This window comes from Spirillospora sp. NPDC047279, from assembly GCF_040643285.1.
Taxonomy (GTDB): domain Bacteria; phylum Actinomycetota; class Actinomycetes; order Streptosporangiales; family Streptosporangiaceae; genus Spirillospora.
The window spans coordinates 311,036-330,945 of the sequence record NZ_JBEYUA010000007.1; the positions used below are offsets into that span (position 1 = coordinate 311,036).

17 protein-coding genes are annotated in these 19,910 nt (G+C 72.1%); 10 read left to right on the forward strand and 7 right to left on the reverse strand.

Going from position 1 to position 19,910, the window contains the following annotated elements; genetic code table 11:
- Window position 1 precedes the first annotated feature (1 nt).
- Both ABZ810_RS20185 and ABZ810_RS20190 read right to left on the reverse strand, forming a co-directional pair.
- The gene (locus ABZ810_RS20185) at window positions 2-970 is read right to left on the reverse strand and encodes a branched-chain amino acid ABC transporter permease (RefSeq protein ID WP_358405014.1); all 969 of its coding nucleotides are present in this window, start codon (window positions 968-970) and stop codon (window positions 2-4) included.
- 86 nt (window positions 971-1,056) lie between these two features.
- Window positions 1,057-2,295 (reverse strand): branched-chain amino acid ABC transporter substrate-binding protein, encoded by a 1,239-nt coding sequence (locus tag ABZ810_RS20190; RefSeq protein WP_358405015.1) that lies wholly within the window; start codon window positions 2,293-2,295, stop codon window positions 1,057-1,059.
- 325 nt (window positions 2,296-2,620) lie between these two features.
- Here ABZ810_RS20190 and pruA point away from each other — a divergent pair, with 325 nt between their 5' ends.
- From pruA to soxR, 3 genes are all read left to right on the forward strand, one after another.
- On the forward strand, window positions 2,621-4,222 hold the full coding sequence (gene pruA / locus ABZ810_RS20195) for an L-glutamate gamma-semialdehyde dehydrogenase (RefSeq protein WP_358405016.1): 1,602 nt from the start codon (window positions 2,621-2,623) through the stop codon (window positions 4,220-4,222).
- 62 nt (window positions 4,223-4,284) lie between these two features.
- On the forward strand, window positions 4,285-5,541 hold the full coding sequence (locus ABZ810_RS20200) for a helix-turn-helix domain-containing protein (protein WP_358405017.1): 1,257 nt from the start codon (window positions 4,285-4,287) through the stop codon (window positions 5,539-5,541).
- A gap of 5 nt (window positions 5,542-5,546) precedes the next feature.
- Entirely contained in the window at window positions 5,547-6,104 is a 558-nt protein-coding gene (gene soxR, locus ABZ810_RS20205) for a redox-sensitive transcriptional activator SoxR (RefSeq protein WP_358405019.1), read from the forward strand.
- 16 nt (window positions 6,105-6,120) lie between these two features.
- On the opposite strand, the gene ABZ810_RS20210 is transcribed toward soxR, so the two are convergent.
- Both ABZ810_RS20210 and ABZ810_RS20215 read right to left on the reverse strand, forming a co-directional pair.
- Window positions 6,121-8,535, reverse strand: coding sequence for a glycosyl hydrolase family 65 protein (locus tag ABZ810_RS20210; protein ID WP_358405022.1), 2,415 nt, complete (start codon window positions 8,533-8,535; stop codon window positions 6,121-6,123).
- Window positions 8,532-9,320 (reverse strand): beta-phosphoglucomutase family hydrolase, encoded by a 789-nt coding sequence (locus ABZ810_RS20215; RefSeq protein ID WP_358405024.1) that lies wholly within the window; start codon window positions 9,318-9,320, stop codon window positions 8,532-8,534. Before ABZ810_RS20215 ends, ABZ810_RS20210 begins: the two co-directional genes overlap by 4 nt.
- A gap of 164 nt (window positions 9,321-9,484) precedes the next feature.
- On the opposite strand from ABZ810_RS20215, the gene gndA reads away from it, so the two are divergent.
- The gene (gene gndA, locus ABZ810_RS20220; RefSeq protein ID WP_358405027.1) at window positions 9,485-10,912 is read left to right on the forward strand and encodes an NADP-dependent phosphogluconate dehydrogenase; all 1,428 of its coding nucleotides are present in this window, start codon (window positions 9,485-9,487) and stop codon (window positions 10,910-10,912) included.
- A 17-nt stretch (window positions 10,913-10,929) separates the two neighbouring features.
- On the opposite strand, the gene ABZ810_RS20225 is transcribed toward gndA, so the two are convergent.
- Both ABZ810_RS20225 and ABZ810_RS20230 read right to left on the reverse strand, forming a co-directional pair.
- Window positions 10,930-11,538, reverse strand: a complete 609-nt coding sequence (locus ABZ810_RS20225) for a hypothetical protein (RefSeq protein ID WP_358405030.1) — start codon at window positions 11,536-11,538, stop codon at window positions 10,930-10,932.
- A 230-nt stretch (window positions 11,539-11,768) separates the two neighbouring features.
- Window positions 11,769-12,437, reverse strand: coding sequence for an aquaporin (locus ABZ810_RS20230; RefSeq protein WP_358405031.1), 669 nt, complete (start codon window positions 12,435-12,437; stop codon window positions 11,769-11,771).
- Between the two features lie 172 nt (window positions 12,438-12,609).
- Between ABZ810_RS20230 and ABZ810_RS20235 the strand changes: the two genes are divergently transcribed.
- From ABZ810_RS20235 to ABZ810_RS20255, 5 genes are all read left to right on the forward strand, one after another.
- A complete protein-coding gene (locus tag ABZ810_RS20235; RefSeq protein WP_358405033.1) occupies window positions 12,610-15,114 on the forward strand; it encodes a DUF3516 domain-containing protein in 2,505 nt (834 codons plus the stop codon).
- 132 nt (window positions 15,115-15,246) lie between these two features.
- Window positions 15,247-15,423, forward strand: coding sequence for a hypothetical protein (locus ABZ810_RS20240; protein WP_358405035.1), 177 nt, complete (start codon window positions 15,247-15,249; stop codon window positions 15,421-15,423).
- A 502-nt stretch (window positions 15,424-15,925) separates the two neighbouring features.
- Window positions 15,926-16,285 (forward strand): histone-like nucleoid-structuring protein Lsr2, encoded by a 360-nt coding sequence (locus ABZ810_RS20245; RefSeq protein ID WP_358405036.1) that lies wholly within the window; start codon window positions 15,926-15,928, stop codon window positions 16,283-16,285.
- A 29-nt stretch (window positions 16,286-16,314) separates the two neighbouring features.
- Window positions 16,315-16,644 (forward strand): Lsr2 family protein, encoded by a 330-nt coding sequence (locus ABZ810_RS20250; protein WP_358405039.1) that lies wholly within the window; start codon window positions 16,315-16,317, stop codon window positions 16,642-16,644.
- 151 nt (window positions 16,645-16,795) lie between these two features.
- Window positions 16,796-17,446, forward strand: a complete 651-nt coding sequence (locus tag ABZ810_RS20255) for a nitroreductase family protein (protein WP_358405041.1) — start codon at window positions 16,796-16,798, stop codon at window positions 17,444-17,446.
- Here ABZ810_RS20255 and ABZ810_RS20260 read toward each other — a convergent pair.
- Complete coding sequence (locus ABZ810_RS20260) at window positions 17,438-18,604, reverse strand: MFS transporter (protein ID WP_358405043.1); 1,167 nt, start codon at window positions 18,602-18,604, stop codon at window positions 17,438-17,440. The two genes, ABZ810_RS20255 and ABZ810_RS20260, sit on opposite strands and share 9 nt — an antisense overlap.
- A gap of 100 nt (window positions 18,605-18,704) precedes the next feature.
- On the opposite strand from ABZ810_RS20260, the gene ABZ810_RS20265 reads away from it, so the two are divergent.
- Window positions 18,705-19,724, forward strand: coding sequence for an ROK family transcriptional regulator (locus ABZ810_RS20265; RefSeq protein ID WP_358405044.1), 1,020 nt, complete (start codon window positions 18,705-18,707; stop codon window positions 19,722-19,724).
- Window positions 19,725-19,910: the final 186 nt, after the last annotated feature.

Here is a 19,910-nt window from a genome sequence, read left to right on the forward strand (position 1 = left end):
GTCACGCCCTGTCGCCGGTACGTTCGCCGAGGAGCCCCTGGGGCCGGACCAGCAGCACGAGGATGAGGATGACGAAGGCCCAGACGTCCTTCCACGCGCCGCCGCCGAACTGCTGCACCGCGTCGATGTAGCCCAGGCCGCCGGCGGCCAGCGACTCCACGACGCCGAGCACGATGCCGCCGAGCATGGCGCCGTAGACGTTGCCGATCCCGCCGAGCACCGCGGCGGTGAACGCCTTGAGCCCGGCGATGAAGCCCATCTCGAACGTGAGCTGGCCGTACCGCAGCCCGTGGGCGAGCCCGGCGACCGCCGCCAGGGCGCCGCCGATCGCGAACGCGACGACGATGATCCGGTTGGTGTCGATGCCCATCAGCCCGGCGGTGTCGGGGTCCTGGGCGGTCGCCTGCATGGCCCGGCCGGTCCGGGTGCGCCGCACGAAGTAGGCCAGCGCCAGCATCGCGGTGAGTGCGAGGGCCAGCGTCAGCAGGTCGGCCCACTGCAGCGTGACCGAGCCGATGGTGATCGCGTCGCCCGGGAGCTGCGGGAAGACCTGCGGCTGCTTGGCGCCGATCGAGGTCTGCCCGTCCGAGCGCAGCGGCCAGTACAGGAAGACCAGCTGCTGCAGGACGATCGCCAGGCCGATCGCGGTGATGAGCGGCGCCAGCCGCGGCGCGTTCCGCAGCGGCCGGTAGGCGAAGCGCTCGGCCGCCACGGCCGCGGCGACCGACACCGCGACCCCGCCGGCCAGCATGATCGGCAGTGCCAGCCACAGGGACATGTCCTGCAGCGGCGGGATCCACGCGTACATGAACAGCGCGCCGAACCCGCCGAGCATGAAGATCTCGCCATGCGCGAAGTTGATCAGCTGCACGATGCCGTACACCATCGTGTAGCCGACGGCGATCAGCCCGTACATGGCGCCGAGCACCACGCCGCCTGTCATGAGCTGCATGAGCTCGCTGAGACTCACCCGGTCCTCCGGTCAGGGGAAGGAAGGGGAGGGACGCGTGGGGACTCGCATCCCTCCCCGGCTTTCGGTCGTCGGTCAGGGGCGGGTCACATGACGGTCCACTCGCCGTCCTTGACGATGTTGAGCGTGACCGAGTGGTTCTTGTTGTCGCCGAACTCGTCGAACGCGATCGTGCCGGTCAGCCCCTCGAAGGTGAGCTTCTGCGCGGCCTCGGTGACCTTGGCCCGCAGCTCCTTGGCGTCCGGGACCGTGCCGCCGTTGCCGTCGGCGGTGGCCTTGACCGAGTTGATGATCGTCATCGTGGCGTCGTAGGTGTAGGGGCCGAAGATGCCGTAGGGCTCGGCGTGCCCCGCCGCCTTGTACGCGGCGATGAACTGCTGCTGGGCGGGGGTGTCGCCGATCGGCTTGGCGGCGGTCGTGGTGACGTCGCCCTCCGCCGCGGCGCCCGCCAGCTTGATGAACTGCTCGTCGTACACCGCGTCGCAGCCCAGCAGCGGGATCTTCGCACCCGCGGCCTTGAGCTGCTTGGACAGCGGGCCGGCCTGGGGGTACTCGCCGCCGTACACGACCGCCTTGGCGCCGGAGTTCTTGATGTTGCTGACGACCGCGGAGAAGTCGGTGTCCTTCTCGCCGATCTGCTGCTTGACGACGACCTTGCCGCCCGCCTTGGTGAAGGCGGCGGCGAACTTGGTCACCACGCCCTGGCCGTAGACCTTGCCGTCGTTGACCGTGGCGACCTCCTTGACCTTGAGCTTCTCGACCAGGTACTTCGACAGCTCGGGGGCCTCGTTGGCGTCGGTGGTGACGGTCCGGAAGTACGTCTTGTACTGCCGGGCGGGCGCCTCCTCGTCCTTGGGGCCCCGGGTCAGGGTCGGGTTGGTGTTGGCGCCGGAGACCTGGAGGATGTTCGCGGCGGCCAGCGTGGGCTGCATCGACTGCGAGACGCTGGAGTTGTACGCGCCGACGACGCCGACCAGGTCCTTGTCGGCGACGAACGCGCCGGCGTTCTGCTGCCCGATGCTGGGCGTGCCCTGGTCGTCCTTGGACACCAGCTCGAACGTCACGCCCGGGACGATCTTCTTGGCGTTGGCGTCCTTGACGGCCTGCTCGGCCGAGTGGCGCATGCCCAGGCCCACCGCCGACAGCGGGCCGGTCAGCGGGGCGTCGAAGCCGATCTTGAGGGTGGTGGCGTCGCCGGACCCGCCCTCCTCGCCGCGCGACCCGCAGCCGGCCAGGGCCAGGGGCAGGGCCAGGGCCAGGCCGCCGGCCAGCAGGGACGCGCCGAGCCTGGACGCCGGCGCCTTTCGCGATGGGTGCTTACGCATGGCTGCTCCTTGAGGAACACAAGAGGACGAGACCGCCGTCGTCCGGATTGGTCAGGAACACTAAGCCGCAGGCCAGGACACTTCTTTGGCCGTCAGGACGATGTGTGCGGGCGTTCGTTGTCCGACCGGACAACGGCGCCGCCCGGCCCTGCCGGGGGCCTCGCGCGGGGGTTGTCGGCGCCCACAACCGGCCGCGTTGTCCGGACCGACAGAGTTCGGCCGGGCACGTTGACCGACCGGCCACTGCGGGCCCTCGTGCGCCGGTCCTAGGTTCTGCGGAGCCGGCCGCTCCCAGGTTCGGCGCAGCCGAACGAGGAGGCCGATGATGCAGGCGGTGACGGAGGTCCCGGTTCCGGTCAACGAACCGGTGGTGGAGTACGCGGCGGGCGGTGCGGCGCGCGCCCGCCTGGACCGCGCCCTGGACGAGCTGGCCGGGGGCGGGCTGGAGCTCACCCAGACCATCGGCGGACGCCAGGAGCCCGGCGGCGGTGAGCCGTACGACGTCGTCCAGCCGCACCGCCACGGCGCGGTGCTCGGCACGCTGCGCTCGGCCACCCGCGACGACGCCGAGCGCGCGATCGCGGCGGCCGGTCAGGCGGCGCCGGAGTGGCGGGAGATGGACTTCGACGACCGCGCGGCGGTCTTCCTCCGGGCCGCCGAGCTGCTCACCGGGCCCTGGCGGGAGACGCTGGTGGCGGCGACCATGCTGGGCCAGTCGAAGACGGCCTACCAGGCGGAGATCGACGCCGCCTGCGAGCTGGCCGACTTCTGGCGCTTCAACGTGCACTTCGCGCGCGGCCTGCTCGCCGAGCAGCCGATCTCCTCGCCCGGGGTCTGGAACCGCACCGACCACCGCCCGCTGGAAGGGTTCGTGTACGCGATCACCCCGTTCAACTTCACCGCCATCGGGGGCAACCTGCCGACCTCGGCGGCGCTCATGGGCAACGTGGTGCTCTGGAAGCCCGCGCCGGCCCAGCAGCTGGCCGCCCACTTCACCCTGCGGCTGCTGGAGGAGGCCGGGCTCCCGCCCGGCGTCGTCAACATGCTGACGGGCGACGGGCGGGCCGTGTCGGAGGTGGCGCTGGCCCACCCGGACCTGGCCGGGATCCACTTCACCGGCTCCACCGCGACGTTCCGGCGGCTCTGGCGGGACGTGGGCGAGGCGATCGGCGACTACCGCGCCTACCCGCGGCTGGTCGGCGAGACCGGCGGCAAGGACTTCGTGCTGGCCCACCCGTCCGCCGATCCCGCCGTGCTGACGGCGGCGCTGGTCCGCGGCGCGTTCGAGTACCAGGGGCAGAAGTGCTCGGCGGCCTCCCGCGCCTTCGTGCCGAGGTCGCTCTGGAAGGTGATCAAGGACGAGCTGCTCGCCGAGGTGGCGGCGCTCACGGTCGGCGACGTCCGCGACCCCGGCACGTTCATGGGCGCCGTCATCGACCGCCGCGCCTTCGACCGGCTCGACGCCGCCGTCCGGCGCCTGAAGGCCGATCCGGAGGTCGACGTCCTGGCCGGGGGCCGGACCGACGACCGGGAGGGCTACTTCGTCCATCCGACCGTCCTGGTCGGCGACGACCCCGGGCACGAGGCGTTCACCACCGAGTACTTTGGGCCGCTGCTGGCCGTGCACGTGTACGAGGACGGGGCGTTCGGCGAGGTCCTCAGCATGATCGACCGGACCTCCGCGTACGCGCTGACCGGCTCGGTCATCGCCCGCGACCGGGCGGCCGTCGCCCGCGCCTGCCGGGAGCTGCGGTTCGCGGCCGGCAACTTCTACATCAACGACAAGCCGACGGGGGCGGTCGTCGGCCAGCAGCCGTTCGGCGGCGGGAGGGCCTCGGGGACCAACGACAAGGCGGGTTCGGCGGCCAACCTGCTGCGCTGGACGTCGGCACGTTCGATCAAAGAGACCCTCATAAAGATTCGCTGAGAAAGTCCTCTTATGTCGCTGAATGTCTGGCAGCGGTGTTGACCAGGTAATACGCTGCTCACGTGATCGGCGACGACCCCCGCGGCGGCCTGCTCGCGCTCGCCCGGACGGTGTCCGCCCTCACCGGCGGCACGGCCGTCATCGAGGACGCCTCCGGCCGGGTGGTGGCCGCCTTCCCCGGCGACGTGCCCCGGGACGCGGACGGCGCCGGCGGCGCCGAAGGCGCGGACGAGGCGGGTGGCTGGCGGGCGCGCGGCGTCCGGCGCCGCCTGCGGGCCGGAGAGGACGTGCTGCCCGTCGGACCGGGCGGCGAGTCCGGCCTGCCCCGGGGCCTGGCCATCGGGGTCGGGCCGGCCGGCCGCCCGCTGGGCGCCATCTGGGTCGCCGAGGACGGCGCGCCGCTCGCCGCCGGCTGCGAGGAGGCCCTGCGCGGCGCTGCCCGGCTGGCGGTCCCGCGGTTCATCGACCACTACCACGGCGACGACCCGGCGGTCCGGGCCGCCTCCCGCGAGGACCTCGCCCACGGGCTGCTGACCGGCCGGTTCAACGCCATGGCGGTCGCCGCCCACCTCGACGTCGACCCGGACTCGGCGGTCGCCGTCGTGGCCGTCGACCTGCGCGAGCGGCCCGGCGAGCCCGGCGGCGAGGTGCGCCGGGCCGAGGCCGCGGAGATCGTCTCACTGCACGCCGCCGCCTACCGCCGCAACGCCCTGGTCACCCAGGCCTGCGGGCAGATCTACGCGATGCTCCCCGACACCGCCGGGCGGTTCGCCGACCCCGCCGCCGAGCCCGCGCTCGTCCGCTGGGCGGGGGACCTGGCCGGGGCATTGCGCCGGCACACCGGCACCGCCGTCCAGGCCGCGCTCGGCGGGGTGGCCCCGCACCTGGACGAGATCCCGGCCGCGAAGATGCGCGCGCACCGCACGCTCAAGATCATCGAGGTGGAGCCGGACCGGCCCGTCGCGACCCACTCGGGGGTGCGCTCGGCCCTCGTCCTGCGCGACCTGCTGGACCTGCTCGCCGCCCGCCCGGAGATCCGGCACCCGGCGCTGGAGGAGCTGGTCGCCCACGACGCCGAGCAGGGCACCGAGCTCGCCCGCTCGCTGCTGCTCTACCTGGACACGTTCGGTGACGTGGGCCGGGCGGCGCAGCGGCTGCACGTCCACCCGAACACGCTGCGTTACCGCGTCCGCCGGGCGGCCGAGCTGGCCGGCATCGACCTCGACGACGCCGACGAACGGCTGGTCACGATGCTCCAGCTCCGCCTGCTGCTGGCCGCCGACGCCTCGGGGCCCGCGTTCCCGCTGTCCCCGGCCTGACTATCATGCGCTCCATGACGCGGCTGGAGCACAGGGTGCACGAACTGACCGTCGGCCAGCTGGCCGACCGGAGCGGCGTCGCGGTGTCAGCGCTGCACTTCTACGAGAGCAAGGGCCTGATCAGCAGCCGCCGGACCGCGGGCAACCAGCGCCGCTTCACCCGTGACACGCTGCGCCGGGTCTCGTTCATCCGGGTCTCCCAGCGGGTCGGGATCCCGCTGAGCCAGATCAAGGAGGCGCTGGAGACGCTCCCCGAGGAGCGCACCCCCACCGTCGACGACTGGGCGCGGCTGTCGGAGACCTGGCGCCAGGAGCTGGACGACCGCATCGCCCAGCTGCAGGGCCTGCGCGACAGCCTCACCGACTGCATCGGCTGCGGCTGCCTGTCGATCAGCAAGTGCGCGCTGGCCAACCCCTACGACCGGCTCGGCGACGAGGGGCCCGGCCCGCGCCGCCTGCTCGTCCGCCACCCCTCCGCCTCCGACAGGCCCCGCGCCGCCGCAGGTGCCGAAGCCGACGGGCCGCAACACCAGGACACCGCCTGCGACCACCCCTGCCCCTGAGGCCGAGCGGCGGCGTTCAGGTTCTGTTGCCGCCTCGGGAACGTCCGGGGGCCTGGAGGTGCGGGTCGGTCCTGCGGGGGCGCGGTTCGCGGCGGACCGGCTGCATCGCCCGGGGCGGGGCGGGGTCGGCCGGCACCTCCCGTTCGACCGGCTTGTCGGCGACCAGCAGGCGCTCACCGTGGTGGAACAGCTCCAGCTCCTCGCCCGCCAGCAGCTCGTAGGTCGCCTGCTCGTGGGTCACCGCGACGTGCACGCACCGGCCCCGGTAGCGGAGCCGGAACGCCAGCCTGCTGATGCCGCCGGGCAGCCGGGGCGCGAAGCACAACGTGCCGCCGTCGACGCGCATCCCTCCGAACCCGGCGACCAGGCCGCTCCAGGCGCCCGCCATCGACGCGATGTGCAGCCCGTCGCGGGTGTTGCGGGCCAGGTCGTGCAGGTCCATGAGCGCGGTCTCGCCCAGGTAGTCGTGCGCCAGCTCCAGCTGCCCCACCTCGGCCGCCATCACCGCCTGGGTCTGCGCCGACAACGAGGAGTCCCGGACCGTCAGCGCCTCGTAGTAGTGGAAGTTGCGGGCCTTCTGCTCTTCGGTGAACGCGTGCCCGTTCAGGTGCATCGCCAGCACCAGGTCGGCCTGCTTGATCACCTGTTTGCGGTAGAGGTCGAAGTAGGGGAAGTTCAGCAGCAGCGGGTAGTGCTCGGGACGGGTGGCGGCGAAGTCCCAGCGGGCGTGGTTGGTGAACCCCTCGTTCTGCGGGTGCACGCCGAGCCGCTCGTCGTAGGGGATCAGCATCGCCGCCGCCGCGTCCCGCCACGACGCCGCCTCCTCGGTGGTGACGTTCAGCCTCTCGGCGAGGTCGGGGTGGCGCATGGCCGTCGCCGCGGCCTCCCGCAGGTTCCGCTGCGCCATCAGGTTGGTGTAGACGTTGTTGTCGACCACCGCGCTGTACTCGTCCGGCCCGGTGACGCCGTCGATGCGGAACACGCCCTCCACGTCGTGGTGGCCCAGGCGCCGCCACAACCGCGCGGTCTCGACCAGCAGCTCCAGCCCGATCTCGCGTTCGAACGGCACGTCCTGCGTCGCGTCGACGTAGCGGACCACCGCGTCGGCGATGTCGGCGTTGATGTGGAACGCCGCGGTGCCGGCCGGCCAGTAGCCCGAGCATTCCTGGCCGCGGATCGTCCGCCAGGGGAACGCCGCGCCCGCCAGCCCCATCTTCGTGGCGTGCTCGCGCGCCAGCGGCAGCGTCATGTGCCGCCAGGCCAGCGCGTCCGCCGCCGCGCCCGGATGGGTGTAGGTCAGCACCGGCAGCACGAACGTCTCGGTGTCCCAGAAGGCGTGCCCGTCGTAGCCCGGCCCGGTCAGCCCCTTGGCCGGGATCATGCGGCGTTCCGCGCGGGCGCCGGCCTGCAGGATGTGGAACAGCCCGAACCGCACCGCCTGCTGGATCTCCGCGTCGCCGTCCACCTCGACGTCGGCGCCGGCCCAGAAGTCGTCCAGGTAGGCGCGCTGCTCGTCGAGCAGGCCCGTCCAGCCCGCGTGCTTGGCACCCGCCAGCGCCGCCACGACCTGGTCGTGCAGCGCCGGCCGCGAACGCTGGCTGGACCAGCCGTAGGCCACGAACTTCACGATCCGCAGCCGCTCGCCCGGCTCGAGCCGGGTCGAGATCGTGATCCGGCCGACGTCGGGGAAGCTCTCGGAGTCGATCGCCATCCGGTCGGGGCCCTCGATGTGGTGCGCCATCCCGGCCGCCATGCGCAGCCCGCTGCGCTTGGTGCGGTGCACGAGGATCGCCTTGGAGCCGTTGGTCTGGTGCTCCTCGCTCTCCAGCGGCGACTCCAGCGCCGCCGCGGTGCGCGGGTCGCGGCCCATGTCGGGCAGCGACTCGTTGGCGACCAGCTCGGACTGGGCGACGACGCGCACCGCCTGGCCGACCGGCTCGACCTCATAGCAGATGGCGGCGACGGCGCGCTGGGTGAGCGAGACGAGCCGGACCGAAGTGATCTTGACGCGCCGGTCGGCGGGCGAGGTCCACTCGACGTTGCGGGTGAGCGTCCCGGCGCGCATGTCGAGGTTGCGCTCGTGCGCGTGCAGCCGCCCGTAGCGGACGTCGAACGGCTCGTCGTCGACCAGCAGCCGGATCAGCTTGCCGTTGGTGACGTTGATGACCGTCTGGCCCTCGTCCGGGTAGCCGTAGCCGGCCTCCGCGTGCGGCAGCGGGCGCTGCTCGTAGAACGAGTTGAGGTAGCTGCCGGGCAGCCCGTGCGGCTCGCCCTCGTCGAGGTTGCCGCGCAGCCCCACGTGCCCGTTCGACAGCGCGAACACCGACTCGCTCTGCGCCAGCCGGTCCAGCCGCAGCTCCGGCTCGCGCACGCACCACGGCTCGACGGTGAAGACCGGCCGGTCCGCCGGCTCGTCGTTCCGTTCGCTCACTGGCCCCCCTCGGCCTGGTGCTCGTCAGCTTGGTCCCCGACGTCGTCCAGCAGTTCGGACAGGTCGGAGACGACGACGTCCGCGCCGTGCTCCGACAGGGCGGCGGCGTGCGCCGGCCCCACCCGGTCGACGCCCACGACGCGCGCGAACCGGCCCGCCCGGCCCGCCTCCACGCCGGCCAGCGCGTCCTCGAAGACGGCCGCCCGGTCCGGGCCCACCCCGACCGCCTCGGCGCCCGCCAGGAACATGTCCGGCGCGGGCTTGCCCGGCAGGCCGCGCTCCTGGGCGACGACGCCGTCGACCCGGGCGTCGAACAGGTCGGTGATGCCCACGACCTTCAGCACCTGGACGGTGTTGGCGCTGGAGGAGACGACGGCGGTCTTCAGCCCGGCGGCGCGCACCGCCCGCACGTAGTCGACCGACCCCTCGAACACCGTGACGCCGCGTTCCTCGATCAGCTTGAGCACCAGGGCGTTCTTGCGGGCGCCCAGGCCGTGAACGGTCTCGGCCTCGGGCGGGTCGTCCGGGGTCCCCTCGGGCAGCTCGATCCCGCGCGCGGCCAGGAACGAGCGGGTGCCGTCCTCGCGCCGCTTGCCGTCGACGTACGCGGTGTAGTCGCCGCCCGGGTCGAATTCGACGAACGCCTCCCCGGTCCGCCCGGCGCGCTCGCGCAGGAAGGCGTCGAACATCTCCTTCCAGGCGGCCGCGTGCACCGAGGCCGTGTCGGTCAGTACCCCGTCCAGATCGAACAGGCAGGCCTCGACCCGTTCCGGCAGTCCCAGCACCAGCGCCCCTCCGTTTCGCCTCAGTCCACCGTTGCGTGTCGTGCCCAGGGAACACAAGGGCATGCCACGGTTGATCAATTTCCCGGGGCGCCGAACGCCGCGCCGCCCGCCGCGCGTACGTTGGGGAGTAGGCGGGAGAGACTCGACGGAGAGGGACCAACGCCATGGCAGAGCAGGCGCGCATCGGGGTGACCGGACTCGCGGTGATGGGCCGCAACCTGGCCCGCAACCTGGCCCGGCACGGGCATCCGGTGGCCGTGCACAACCGGACGGCCGCCAAGACCAAGGCCCTGGTCGAGGAGTTCGGCGACGAGGGCACCTTCCTGCCCGCCGAGAGCGCCGAGGACTTCGTCGCCTCGCTCGAACGCCCCCGCCGCCTGGTGATCATGGTCAAGGCGGGCGGCCCGACCGACGCGGTGATCGACGAGTTCGCGCCGCTGCTGGAGCCCGGCGACATGATCGTGGACGGCGGGAACGCGCACTTCGCCGACACCCGGCGGCGCGAGGCGGCCCTGCGCGAGCGCGGTCTGCACTTCGTCGGCACCGGCATCTCGGGCGGCGAGGAGGGCGCGCTGCACGGCCCGAGCATCATGCCCGGCGGCTCGGCCGAGTCGTACGAGGCGCTCGGGCCGCTGCTGGAGGACATCTCCGCCAAGGTCGACGGCGTCCCGTGCGCCACCCACGTGGGGCCCGACGGGGCCGGTCATTTCGTAAAAATGGTGCACAACGGTATCGAGTACGCCGACATGCAGCTCATCGCCGAGGCCTACGACCTGCTGCGGCACGCCGCCGGGCTCTCCCCGGCCGAGATCGCCGGCGTCTTCCGCACCTGGAACACCGGCCGGCTCGAGTCGTACCTCATCGAGATCACCGCCGAGGTGCTCGCGCACACCGACGCCGCCACGGGCACGCCGTTCGTCGACGTCGTCCTCGACCAGGCCGAGCAGAAGGGCACCGGCCGCTGGACCGTGCAGACCGCCCTCGACCTGGGTGTCCCGGTGGGCGGCATCGCCGAGGCCGTCTTCGCCCGGTCCGTCTCGGGCCACGCCGGCCTGCGCGAGGCCTCCCAGGGCCTGCCGGGCCCGTCCCGGTCCAAGGTCGAGGAGTCCGGCTTCGCAGACGCGGTCGAGCAGGCCCTCTACGCGTCCAAGATCGTCGCGTACGCGCAGGGCTTCCACGAGATCCAGGCGGGCAGCGCCGAGTACGACTGGGGCATCGACCCGGGCGCGATGGCCACCATCTGGCGCGGCGGCTGCATCATCAGGGCCCGCTTCCTCGACAAGATCCGCGAGGCCTACGACGCCGACCCCGCCCTGCCCACCCTGCTCAAGGCCGAGCACTTCGCCGACGCCGTCGGCGCCGCCCAGGACGCCTGGCGCCAGGTGATCACCACCGGCGTCCGCCTCGGCATCCCGACCCCCGGCTTCGCGGCCGCCCTGGCCTACTACGACTCGCTGCGCGCCGAGCGCCTTCCCGCCGCCCTCACCCAGGGCCAGCGCGACTTCTTCGGCGCCCACACCTACCGCCGGGTCGACCGCGAAGGCTCCTTCCACACCCTCTGGGGCGCCGACCGCACCGAGGTGACGCCCTGATCAGAGGTGACGCCTGATCAGCGCTCCGCCTCGGCACGCAACCCCACGGTGGCGGCGGCCAGCTCCTCGACCGCGATCTGCGGGCTCATGAGCAGGCCCGCCGTCGAGGGGTCCGTCCACGCGCAGACCTGGACGGCGGCACCGTCGCTCGAGGCCTTGCCACAGCGGACCTGACCGCCGAGCGGGCCCGGCGGGTGGGTCGTCTGGCCGGTGAGGCCCATGCCCGCGAACATGCCCTCGACGAGGGTCGTCGTGGCGTTCGCCGACGCCGGCACGCCGGTCTTGGCGAGGTCGGTGCCGGTGAAGCCGAGGAAGATGAACTCTTCGCCGCCCTTCGCGTACAGGCCCGCCTTGGGGGTGGCCGCCTGCGCCAGCGGCCCCATGCCTTCGAGCATGTCGTCGACGACGGCCTGCGCCGCGCTCCCCGTCTGCCGCGTGTAGCCCGCGGCCGAGGACGGAAGGACCAGCGAACGCGCGGGCGCCGCCGGTGCCGCCGTCGTGGCCGCGGGCCGGCGCGGGCTCTCCCGGTTGTTGGACTCGATGACCTCTTGCAGGACCTCGACGAGGCCGAACGATCCCAGGGCACAGGCGCCCAGCACGATCAGGACGATCGTCCGCGTGCTCACCGCCCGCTGTGGCGGACCCGCAGCGGGCGGGGCGTGGACGCCGGGCGGTGCCCAATGCGGCCCGGGTGGCTGCCACTGCGGCCCCGGTTGCCGCCATTCCTGCTGATCCGGCCGTGCCGTCTGCGGAGCCGGTGGCTGGTCGTCGCTCATTCATCACCCGTTCGTCCGATGTTGATCATTGGACGCGCGGGTCACGGGTTCGGATGGCAAGCCCCGGGCCGGTGTCGGGCTCAGTTGCGGGCCGGGGCGTGGCCGGCCGGGGCGGGGGCCGCCCGGTCGTCGGTGTTGAGGGCGAGGAAGGCGGCTCCGGCGGCGGCACCGCCCGCGAGGTCGGCGACCAGCCAGAGCCAGATCTTCGACCAGGCGAACAGCTCCATGATCGACGCGCCCAGCGCCACCGCCGGGTTGAACGCGGCGCCGGAGATCGTGCCGACGGCGAACGCCCCGGCGGCCACGGTGAAGCCGATGGCCAGGCCGTAGAACGAGTTGTCCGGGTGGTCCTTGCTGGTGGCGACGTTCAGGACCACGTAGACCAGGGCGAAGGTGAACAGCACCTCGACGATCAGCGCCGCGACCAGGTTGCGGCCGGACGGCGCCAGCTGGACCACCACGCGCGGATTGACGACGTAGTCGGCCACGAACGCGGCCACCACCGCCGCCGCGAGCTGCGCGACCCAGTAGCCGGCGGCCTCGACGGTCTCGATCCGGCCCCGGATCCACACGCCCAGCGTGACGGCCGGGTTGTAGTGCCCGCCGGAGATGTGGCCGCCCGCGTACACCATCACCATGAGCACCGCGCCGATGGCCAGCGGCGCGAGGGGCGACCTGCCGAGAACGGCGCATCCCACCGTGAAGACCAGGAAGAACGTCCCGATGAACTCGACCGCATAGCGCCTCATGACTGCCCTCCAGCTCTCGACAAACAGGAACAGTCAGGACAAATCGTCCGCCTGGTTCGAGGAGGCGGCCAGTCATGCGGCCGGGTGCGGTCGCGATTGAACCGGAACGTTCCCGGATACATGTGGCCCCGGGATGGCGTGACCAGGGGGCGATCAAGGGCAGGATGGGAGGGTGAGCCTCATCGACCGCCTCCCCGCCGCGCCCGCCGACCCTGACGCCCTCTTCGAGGCCTTCGAGGGGTGGGTGTCCGAACGCGGGATCACGCTGTATCCGGCGCAGGAGGAGGCGCTGATCGAGGCGGTGTCGGGCTCCAACGTGATCCTCGCGACGCCGACCGGGTCGGGCAAGAGCCTGGTGGCGGCGGGCGCCCAGTTCGCCTCCCTGGGGCGGGACGAGATCAGCTTCTACACCGCGCCGATCAAGGCGCTGGTGTCGGAGAAGTTCTTCGATCTGATCGAGATGTTCGGCAGCGACAACGTCGGCATGATGACCGGCGACGCCAGCGTCAACGCCGACGCGCCGATCATCTGCTGCACGGCCGAGGTGCTGGCCAACATCGCGCTGCGGGACGGCGCCGACGCCGACATCGGCCTCGTGGTGATGGACGAGTTCCACTTCTACTCCGAGCCCGAGCGCGGCTGGGCGTGGCAGATCCCGCTGCTGGAGCTCCCGCAGGCGCAGTTCGTGCTGATGTCGGCGACGCTCGGCGACGTGGCGCGGTTCGAGAAGGACCTGACGCGGCGGACCGGCCGTCCCACGGCGGTGGTGACGTCGGCCGAACGCCCGGTGCCGCTGAAGTACGAATACCGGATCACCCCGCTGCACGAGACCATCGAGGACCTCCTGTCGGACCAGAAGGCCCCGATCTACCTGGTGCACTTCACGCAGGCCGCCGCGATCGAGCGGGCGCTGTCGCTGATGAGCATCAACGTGTGCACCAAGGAGGAGAAGGCGCGGATCGCCGACCTGATCGGCAACTTCCGCTTCACGACGCGGTTCGGCCGCAACCTGTCGCGCTTCGTCCGGCACGGGATCGGCGTGCACCACGCGGGCATGCTGCCCAAATACCGGCGCCTGGTGGAGCGGCTGGCGCAGGCCGGGCTGCTGAAGGTCATCTGCGGCACCGACACGCTCGGCGTCGGGGTGAACGTGCCGATCCGGACCGTGGTGTTCACCGCGCTGTCCAAGTACGACGGGCACCGGGTGCGGCGGCTGCGGGCCCGGGAGTTCCACCAGATCGCCGGCCGGGCGGGCCGCGCGGGCTTCGACACGATCGGCTACGTCGTCGCGCAGGCGCCCGAGCACGTGGTGGAGAACGAGAAGGCCCTCGCCAAGGCGGGCGACGACCCCAAGAAGCGCCGCAAGGTCCAGCGCAAGAAGCCGCCGGAGGGCTTCGTCGGCTGGGACGAGGAGACGTTCACCAAGCTGCAGACCGCCGAGCCCGAGCCGCTCAAGTCGCGCTTCCAGGTCAGCCACGCCATGCTCCTGTCGGTGATCGCCCGGCCGGGCAACGCGTTCCAGGGCATGAAGAAGCTGCTCACCGACAACCACGAGGAACGCTCGCAGCAGCGGCGGCACATCTCCCAGGCCATCGCGATCTACCGGTCACTGCTGGCCGGGGGAGTGGTCGAGCGGCTGGAGCTGCCCGACGAGCAGGGCCGGTGGGCGCGCGTCACCGTCGACCTCCAGGAGGACTTCGCCCTCAACCAGCCGCTGTCGACGTTCGCGCTCGCCACGTTCGAGATCCTCGACCCGGCCTCGCCGACCTACGCGCTCGACGTGCTCTCGATCATCGAGTCGACGCTGGACGACCCGCGCCAGATCCTCGCCGCCCAGCTCAACAAGGCGCGCGGCGAGGCGGTCGCGGAGATGAAGGCCGAGGGCATGGAGTACGAGGAGCGCATGGAGGCGCTCCAGGACGTCGACTACCCCAAGCCCCTCGAAGAGGAGCTGGAGGCCGCGTACGAGATCTACCGGCGCGGGCACCCGTGGGTCGGCGACCACCCGCTGCGGCCCAAGTCGGTCGTCCGCGACATGTACGAACGCGCCATGACGTTCACCGAGTACATCGCGTACTACGAGCTGGCCCGCGGCGAGGGCCTGGTGCTGCGCTACCTGTCGGGCGCCTACAAGGCGCTCCAGCAGACCGTGCCGGAGTCCATCAAGAACGACGACCTCATCGACCTCATCGAGTGGCTCGGCGAGCTGGTCCGCCAGGTCGACTCCTCGCTGCTCAACGAGTGGGAGCAGCTCGCCAACCCCAACGACGAGACGCTCGCCGAGGACCTGGAGGAGCGCGTCACCAAGGTCACCGCCAACGCCCGCGCGTTCCGCGTCCTGGTGCGCAACGCGTTGTTCCGGCGGGTGGAGCTGGCCGCGCTCGAACGGTACGCCGACCTCGCCGAGCTCGACCCCGACTTCGGCGCCGACGCGTGGGCCGACGCCATGGACGCCTACTTCGAGGAGCACGACGAGCTGCTGACCGGACCCGACGCCCGCGGGCCCAAGCTCCTGCAGATCGAGGAGGTGCCCGCGGACGCGCTGTGGCGGGTCCGGCAGGTCTTCGACGACCCCGCGGGCCACCGCGACTGGGGCATCACCGCCGAGGTCGACCTGGCGGGCTCCGACGACGCCGGCGAGGCCGTCGTCAAGGTCACCGCGGTCGATCGCCTCTGACCCGAGCCACCCCCCCGCCCACCCCCGTCCACACGCGAGGCGCCGTCACACGCGGCGCCCTCGTGTACGGCGCCCTGGTGTACGGCCGCGTAGACGCGGTCGCGCAGGGCGTTCGCCTCCTCTGCGGTCAGGGTGCGGGCGGGATGGCGCAGGACGATCCGCAGCAGCACGTTCTTCTGCCCCGGAAGGACGCCGAGCCGGGCGGCCGCGGCGGGCGGGATCATGGCGCTGGTGTGGCTGCGCAGCATGCACGTCTCGCTGGCGTACCGGGTGTACCTGGCGTCCCGGGTGACGGCGTCGGCGGGATAGCCGAGGCGTTCGTAGTTGTCCTCGACGGGCACCAGCGGATGGGCGCGGACGAGCCGCACCTCGGTGTTCCAGGCGTTCCGCAGGGCGCCGGTGATGGCGGTGACGGCGAGCTGGGCGGCGTGCGGGCCCCGCGCCGGGTCGGTCAGATCCCGGACGTCGAGGGCACGGGCCAGCTCATCGGTGGAAAGCAGAAGGGACGACATGGAAGGCTCCGATCGGGTCGCGGTGGGCGGTTCGGGGAGAAAACCCCCGGCCGGGCCGCGCCGACGCCGATTCGGCGGCCGTCGTCAGATCAGAGCACGCCGATGAGCCCCGGCGACCGGTCGTGCCGGCCGGGGGCCCGTAAATCGCAGCGTGTTCCACATCATGATCAATTATATCACCGGGCCGCCCGGGTGGCCCGCCGCGAGCCGGGCCGGGCTGTGTCACGACCGGAACCGGCCGGGTAATCCGCTAAGGTCATGGGCGCCGCGTAGGCGAGGGGAAGGAAGACGGGACACATATGGCCGAGAAGGTCATTCGCGTAGACGACATCGACGGTTCCGAAGGTGGCGATGTCGCTAAGCGCGACTTCGAAATCCTGGGCCGGATGTTCACCATCGACTTGAGCGATGACAACCACAAGCGCCTCACCGAGGCCCTGGAGGCCGTGGAGTCGTACATCGACAAGTCGGTCGAGGTGAAGCGCCCCGGGAAGGGGCGGAAGGCGCCGAGCACGGCAAAGGTGAAGGGGTACACCAATGCCGATGTTCGAGAATGGGCCGGTCGCAAGGGCGTAGAAGTGCCAGAACGCGGTAAGATTTCCGACGAGGTCTATGCGGCGTTCATTGAAGACCACCCGGATGCCAGGCCGGACGCATAGCCGAAACAGCAGCCAATTGGGGGGCTCGAATGGCACAGAAGATCGAGGTAACGCTGGTCGATGACCTGGACGGTGGGAAGGCCGAGGAGACCGTGCGGTTCTCGCTCGACGGCACCGCCTATGAGATCGACCTGAGCAAGAAGAACGCCGCGAAGCTCCGCAAGGGCATGGAGCCGTTCCTGACCGGCGCGCGCAAGGCCGCCAAGGCGGGACGCAAGCGCGGCGGGGCGTCTTCGACGGCCGGCAACCGGGAGCGTTCCGCGGCCATCCGCGAATGGGCCCGCACGAGCGGTATCGAGGTCAACGCCCGCGGCCGAATTCCGGCCAATGTGATCGAGAAGTACGAAGCGTCCCACTGAGGGACCTCCCGGCTCCTCATCGCCGCACGGCTTCCGGCCGCGGTGGCATCCGACTCGGCCAAGCGGTCCGCCGCTTGGCCGAGTCCATTTCCGGGGGAAATGATTCACCCCGGAAATTCCGCCGGTGGCGGCGCGTGAAACCATGCGGGTCATGACCACCGCGCCTCTGACACCGGACGAGTTGCTGACCACGACGCGCACCGTTCGCAAGCGACTGGATCTCACCCGGCCCGTTCCGATGGAGCTGATCAGGGAGTGCCTGGAGATCGCCCTTCAGGCGCCGAGCGGCAGCAACCGCCAGGATTGGCAGTGGATCGTCGTCACCGATCCGGATCGGCGCAAGGCCGTGGGCGACTTCTACCGGCGCGCGGTCGACCGTTATCTCGCGTCCGACGGTTCGGCCGCCAAGCTCTTCGCCGACGATCCCGGGCGGGCCGAGGTGCAGCGCCGCGTCGGTGACAGCGTCGGCTACCTGGGCGAGCACATGGGCGAGGTGCCGGTGCTGCTGATCCCGTGCCTGCGCGTGCCGAGGCTGGCGTCCGGCAACCAGGCGGGCGCCTGGGGGTCCCTGCTCCCCGCCGTGTGGAGCTACATGCTGGCGGCCCGCGCCCGCGGGCTGGGCACCGCCTGGACGACGCTGCACCTGCTGTACGAGGACGAGATGGCCGAGCTCCTCGGGCTGCCGTCCGACGTCCGCCAGGCCGCCCTGGTGCCGACGGCGTACTACACGGGGGAGACGTTCAAGCCGGCCCCGCGCGTGCCCCTCGACGAGGTCCTCCACCTCGACCGCTGGTCAGGCTGATGCGGGCGCCCGCTCCTCGCTCACCACCACGGCGTCGGGGAGCGGGCGCTGCCGCATCACACCCGCCAGCAGCGTCATCACGACCACCACCCCAGTGATCATGGCGAACGCCGCCGGGTAGGACACCGCGCCCGCCGCCCACCCGGTCACGGCGGGCGCGGTGAGTCCGGACAGGTACGTGATCGTGGCGACCCCGGCGACGCCCTCCGCCGGCGTCCGGCCGGCGTTGCCCGCCGCGAGGAAGACCAGCGGCACGACCACCGCGAGGCCCAGGCCGAGCACGGCGAACCCGGCGATCCCGAGCACAGGGGTCCGGGCCGTGACGACGAGCACCCCGCCCGCCACCGCCAGGGCCCCGCCCCAGCGGATCACCCTGGCGGGCCCCAGCCGCTGGACGAACCGGTCGCCCACCAGCCGCGCGAACGCCATAGAGAACATGAACAGGGTGTAGCTCGCCGCGGCCACGCCCGGCCCGGCGTCGGTCACCTCGGTCAGGTAGACGGCCGCCCAGTTGGCGCTGGCCCCTTCGGCGAACGTGGCGCAGAAGCCCACCACCCCGATCGCCGCGATCGCCCGGGACGGCAGGGCGAACCTCTTGGGCGCCACGGAGTCCGCGCGCACTTCGAGGAGCCCGCGCGCCATCCGGTCGCCCAGCACGAGCAGCGCGAGCGCCATCAGCCCGAGATGCACCCGCGCGTCCAGCCCGGCCTGGGCGGCCAGCATGCCGATGCCGCCGCCCGCCAGGCTGCCCACGCACCACATCCCGTGCAGGCTGGACATGATCGAACGCTTGAGCCGCCGTTCGAGGGCCACCGCGTGGGCGTTCATGACGACGTCGCACATGCCCGCGGAGGCCCCGTACAGCACCATCGCGCCGAACAGCCAGACCGGGGCCGGTGCCAGCGCGGGCAGCGCCAGCACGATGCACCACATGGCCAGCAGCAGCCGGATCGCGCGGCGCTGGCCCAGCCGGTGCGCCAGCCGGCTCGCCATCGGCATCCCGGTGAACGCGCCGATCGACGGGCACAGCAGGGCGAGCCCGAGCACGCCGGGGCTGAGGTCCAGGTGGTCCTGAACCCAGGGGATCCGGGTGGCGAGACTGCCCGCGACGGCGCCGTGGACGGCGAAGGCGAACGTGATGGCACTCCGATGGCTCATGGGACAGAAATTAACAGGCAGGCTTCCTGATGAAAAGACCTATCAGGCAGGCTTCCTGATGAAAAGACCTATCAGGCAGGCTTCCTGATTAAATGGTCCCGTGAAGACCGCCACGCCCGCCCTGGCCCGCGCGATCAACGACCGCCTGGCCCTGGACCTCCTGCTCGAGCAGGGGCCGCTGACCGCGCCCCAGCTGCGCGACCTCACCGGCCTGTCCCGTCCCACGGTGTCCGACCTGCTGGAGCGGCTCCAAAGCGACGGCCTGATCGAGGTCGCCGGCGAGTCCGGCGAGGCCCGCCGCGGCCCCAACGCGCGCCTCTACGGCCTGGTCACCGGGCGCGCCCACGTCGCCGGAGTGGACGTGCGCCGCGGGCGGCTCCACGTCACCGTCGCCGACATCACCGGCGCCGAGATCGCGGCCACCACGCGCGAGATGCCCGGCGATCCCGACCTCCCGTCGTTCATCGCCGAGACCGTCACCGCCGCCGCCGGAGACCACGACCTGCACACCGTGGCGCTCGGCGTCCCCGGCCTCGTCAACCCCCGGACGGGCCTCACCACCGACAGCGGCCTGCCCGGCTGGCGCCCCGACCTCGCCGCCGCCCTCCGTGCCGTGCTGCCCGCCGACGTGATCCTGGAGAACGAGGTCAACCTCGCCACCGTCGCCGAGCACCGCCTGGGCTCCGCCGCCGGCCACGACGACTGCGTCCTCCTCTGGCTCGACGACGGCGTCGGCGCGGGCGTCGTTCTGGGCGGCCGCCTCCGCCGCGGCGCCTCCGGCGGCGCCGGAGAGGTGGGCTTCCTCCAGGCCGACGGCATCGACTACTGCAACTTCCTCGAAGAGGGCCGGATGCGCGCCCTCACGCCCGAGGCCGTCGCCGACCGCATCACCACCGCCGTCTTCACGCTGGTCGCCGTCCTGGACCCCGGCCTGGTCGTCCTCGGCGGCGCCGCCGGCCGGGCCGGCGGCCCGCACATGGCCGCCCTCGTCCAGGACCGGCTGGACGCCCGCTCACCCGCCCGCACCCAGGTCCGCGCCACCACCGTCGAAGGCAACCCCATCCTCCAGGGCGCCGTCCTCACCGCCCTCGACCGCACCCGAGACACCATCTACGGCTAGCCGATGTCGTAGGCAGGTGCCACGATTCGCCCGTGATCGCCCTCCGCGCAGCCGCCGCGTTCCTCCTCATCGCGGTCGCCGGCTGCTCAAGCGCGCAAGAGGCCGCCCCCGAGGCGACGTTCCCCGCGCAGAGCCCGCCCCCGGCGAGCGCTCCAGCGACTGCGACACCGTCAGCGTCACAGGCGC

Coding starts and splice junctions, on each gene's coding strand:
- ABZ810_RS20260 (WP_358405043.1), bottom strand. CDS start 18,604: ATGAGCCATCGGAGTGCCATCACGTTCGCCTTCGCCGTCCACGGCGCC.
- pruA (WP_358405016.1), top strand. CDS start 2,621: ATGCAGGCGGTGACGGAGGTCCCGGTTCCGGTCAACGAACCGGTGGTG.
- gndA (WP_358405027.1), top strand. CDS start 9,485: ATGGCAGAGCAGGCGCGCATCGGGGTGACCGGACTCGCGGTGATGGGC.
- ABZ810_RS20250 (WP_358405039.1), top strand. CDS start 16,315: ATGGCACAGAAGATCGAGGTAACGCTGGTCGATGACCTGGACGGTGGG.
- ABZ810_RS20190 (WP_358405015.1), bottom strand. CDS start 2,295: ATGCGTAAGCACCCATCGCGAAAGGCGCCGGCGTCCAGGCTCGGCGCG.
- ABZ810_RS20245 (WP_358405036.1), top strand. CDS start 15,926: ATGGCCGAGAAGGTCATTCGCGTAGACGACATCGACGGTTCCGAAGGT.
- ABZ810_RS20230 (WP_358405031.1), bottom strand. CDS start 12,437: ATGAGGCGCTATGCGGTCGAGTTCATCGGGACGTTCTTCCTGGTCTTC.
- ABZ810_RS20255 (WP_358405041.1), top strand. CDS start 16,796: ATGACCACCGCGCCTCTGACACCGGACGAGTTGCTGACCACGACGCGC.
- soxR (WP_358405019.1), top strand. CDS start 5,547: ATGCGCTCCATGACGCGGCTGGAGCACAGGGTGCACGAACTGACCGTC.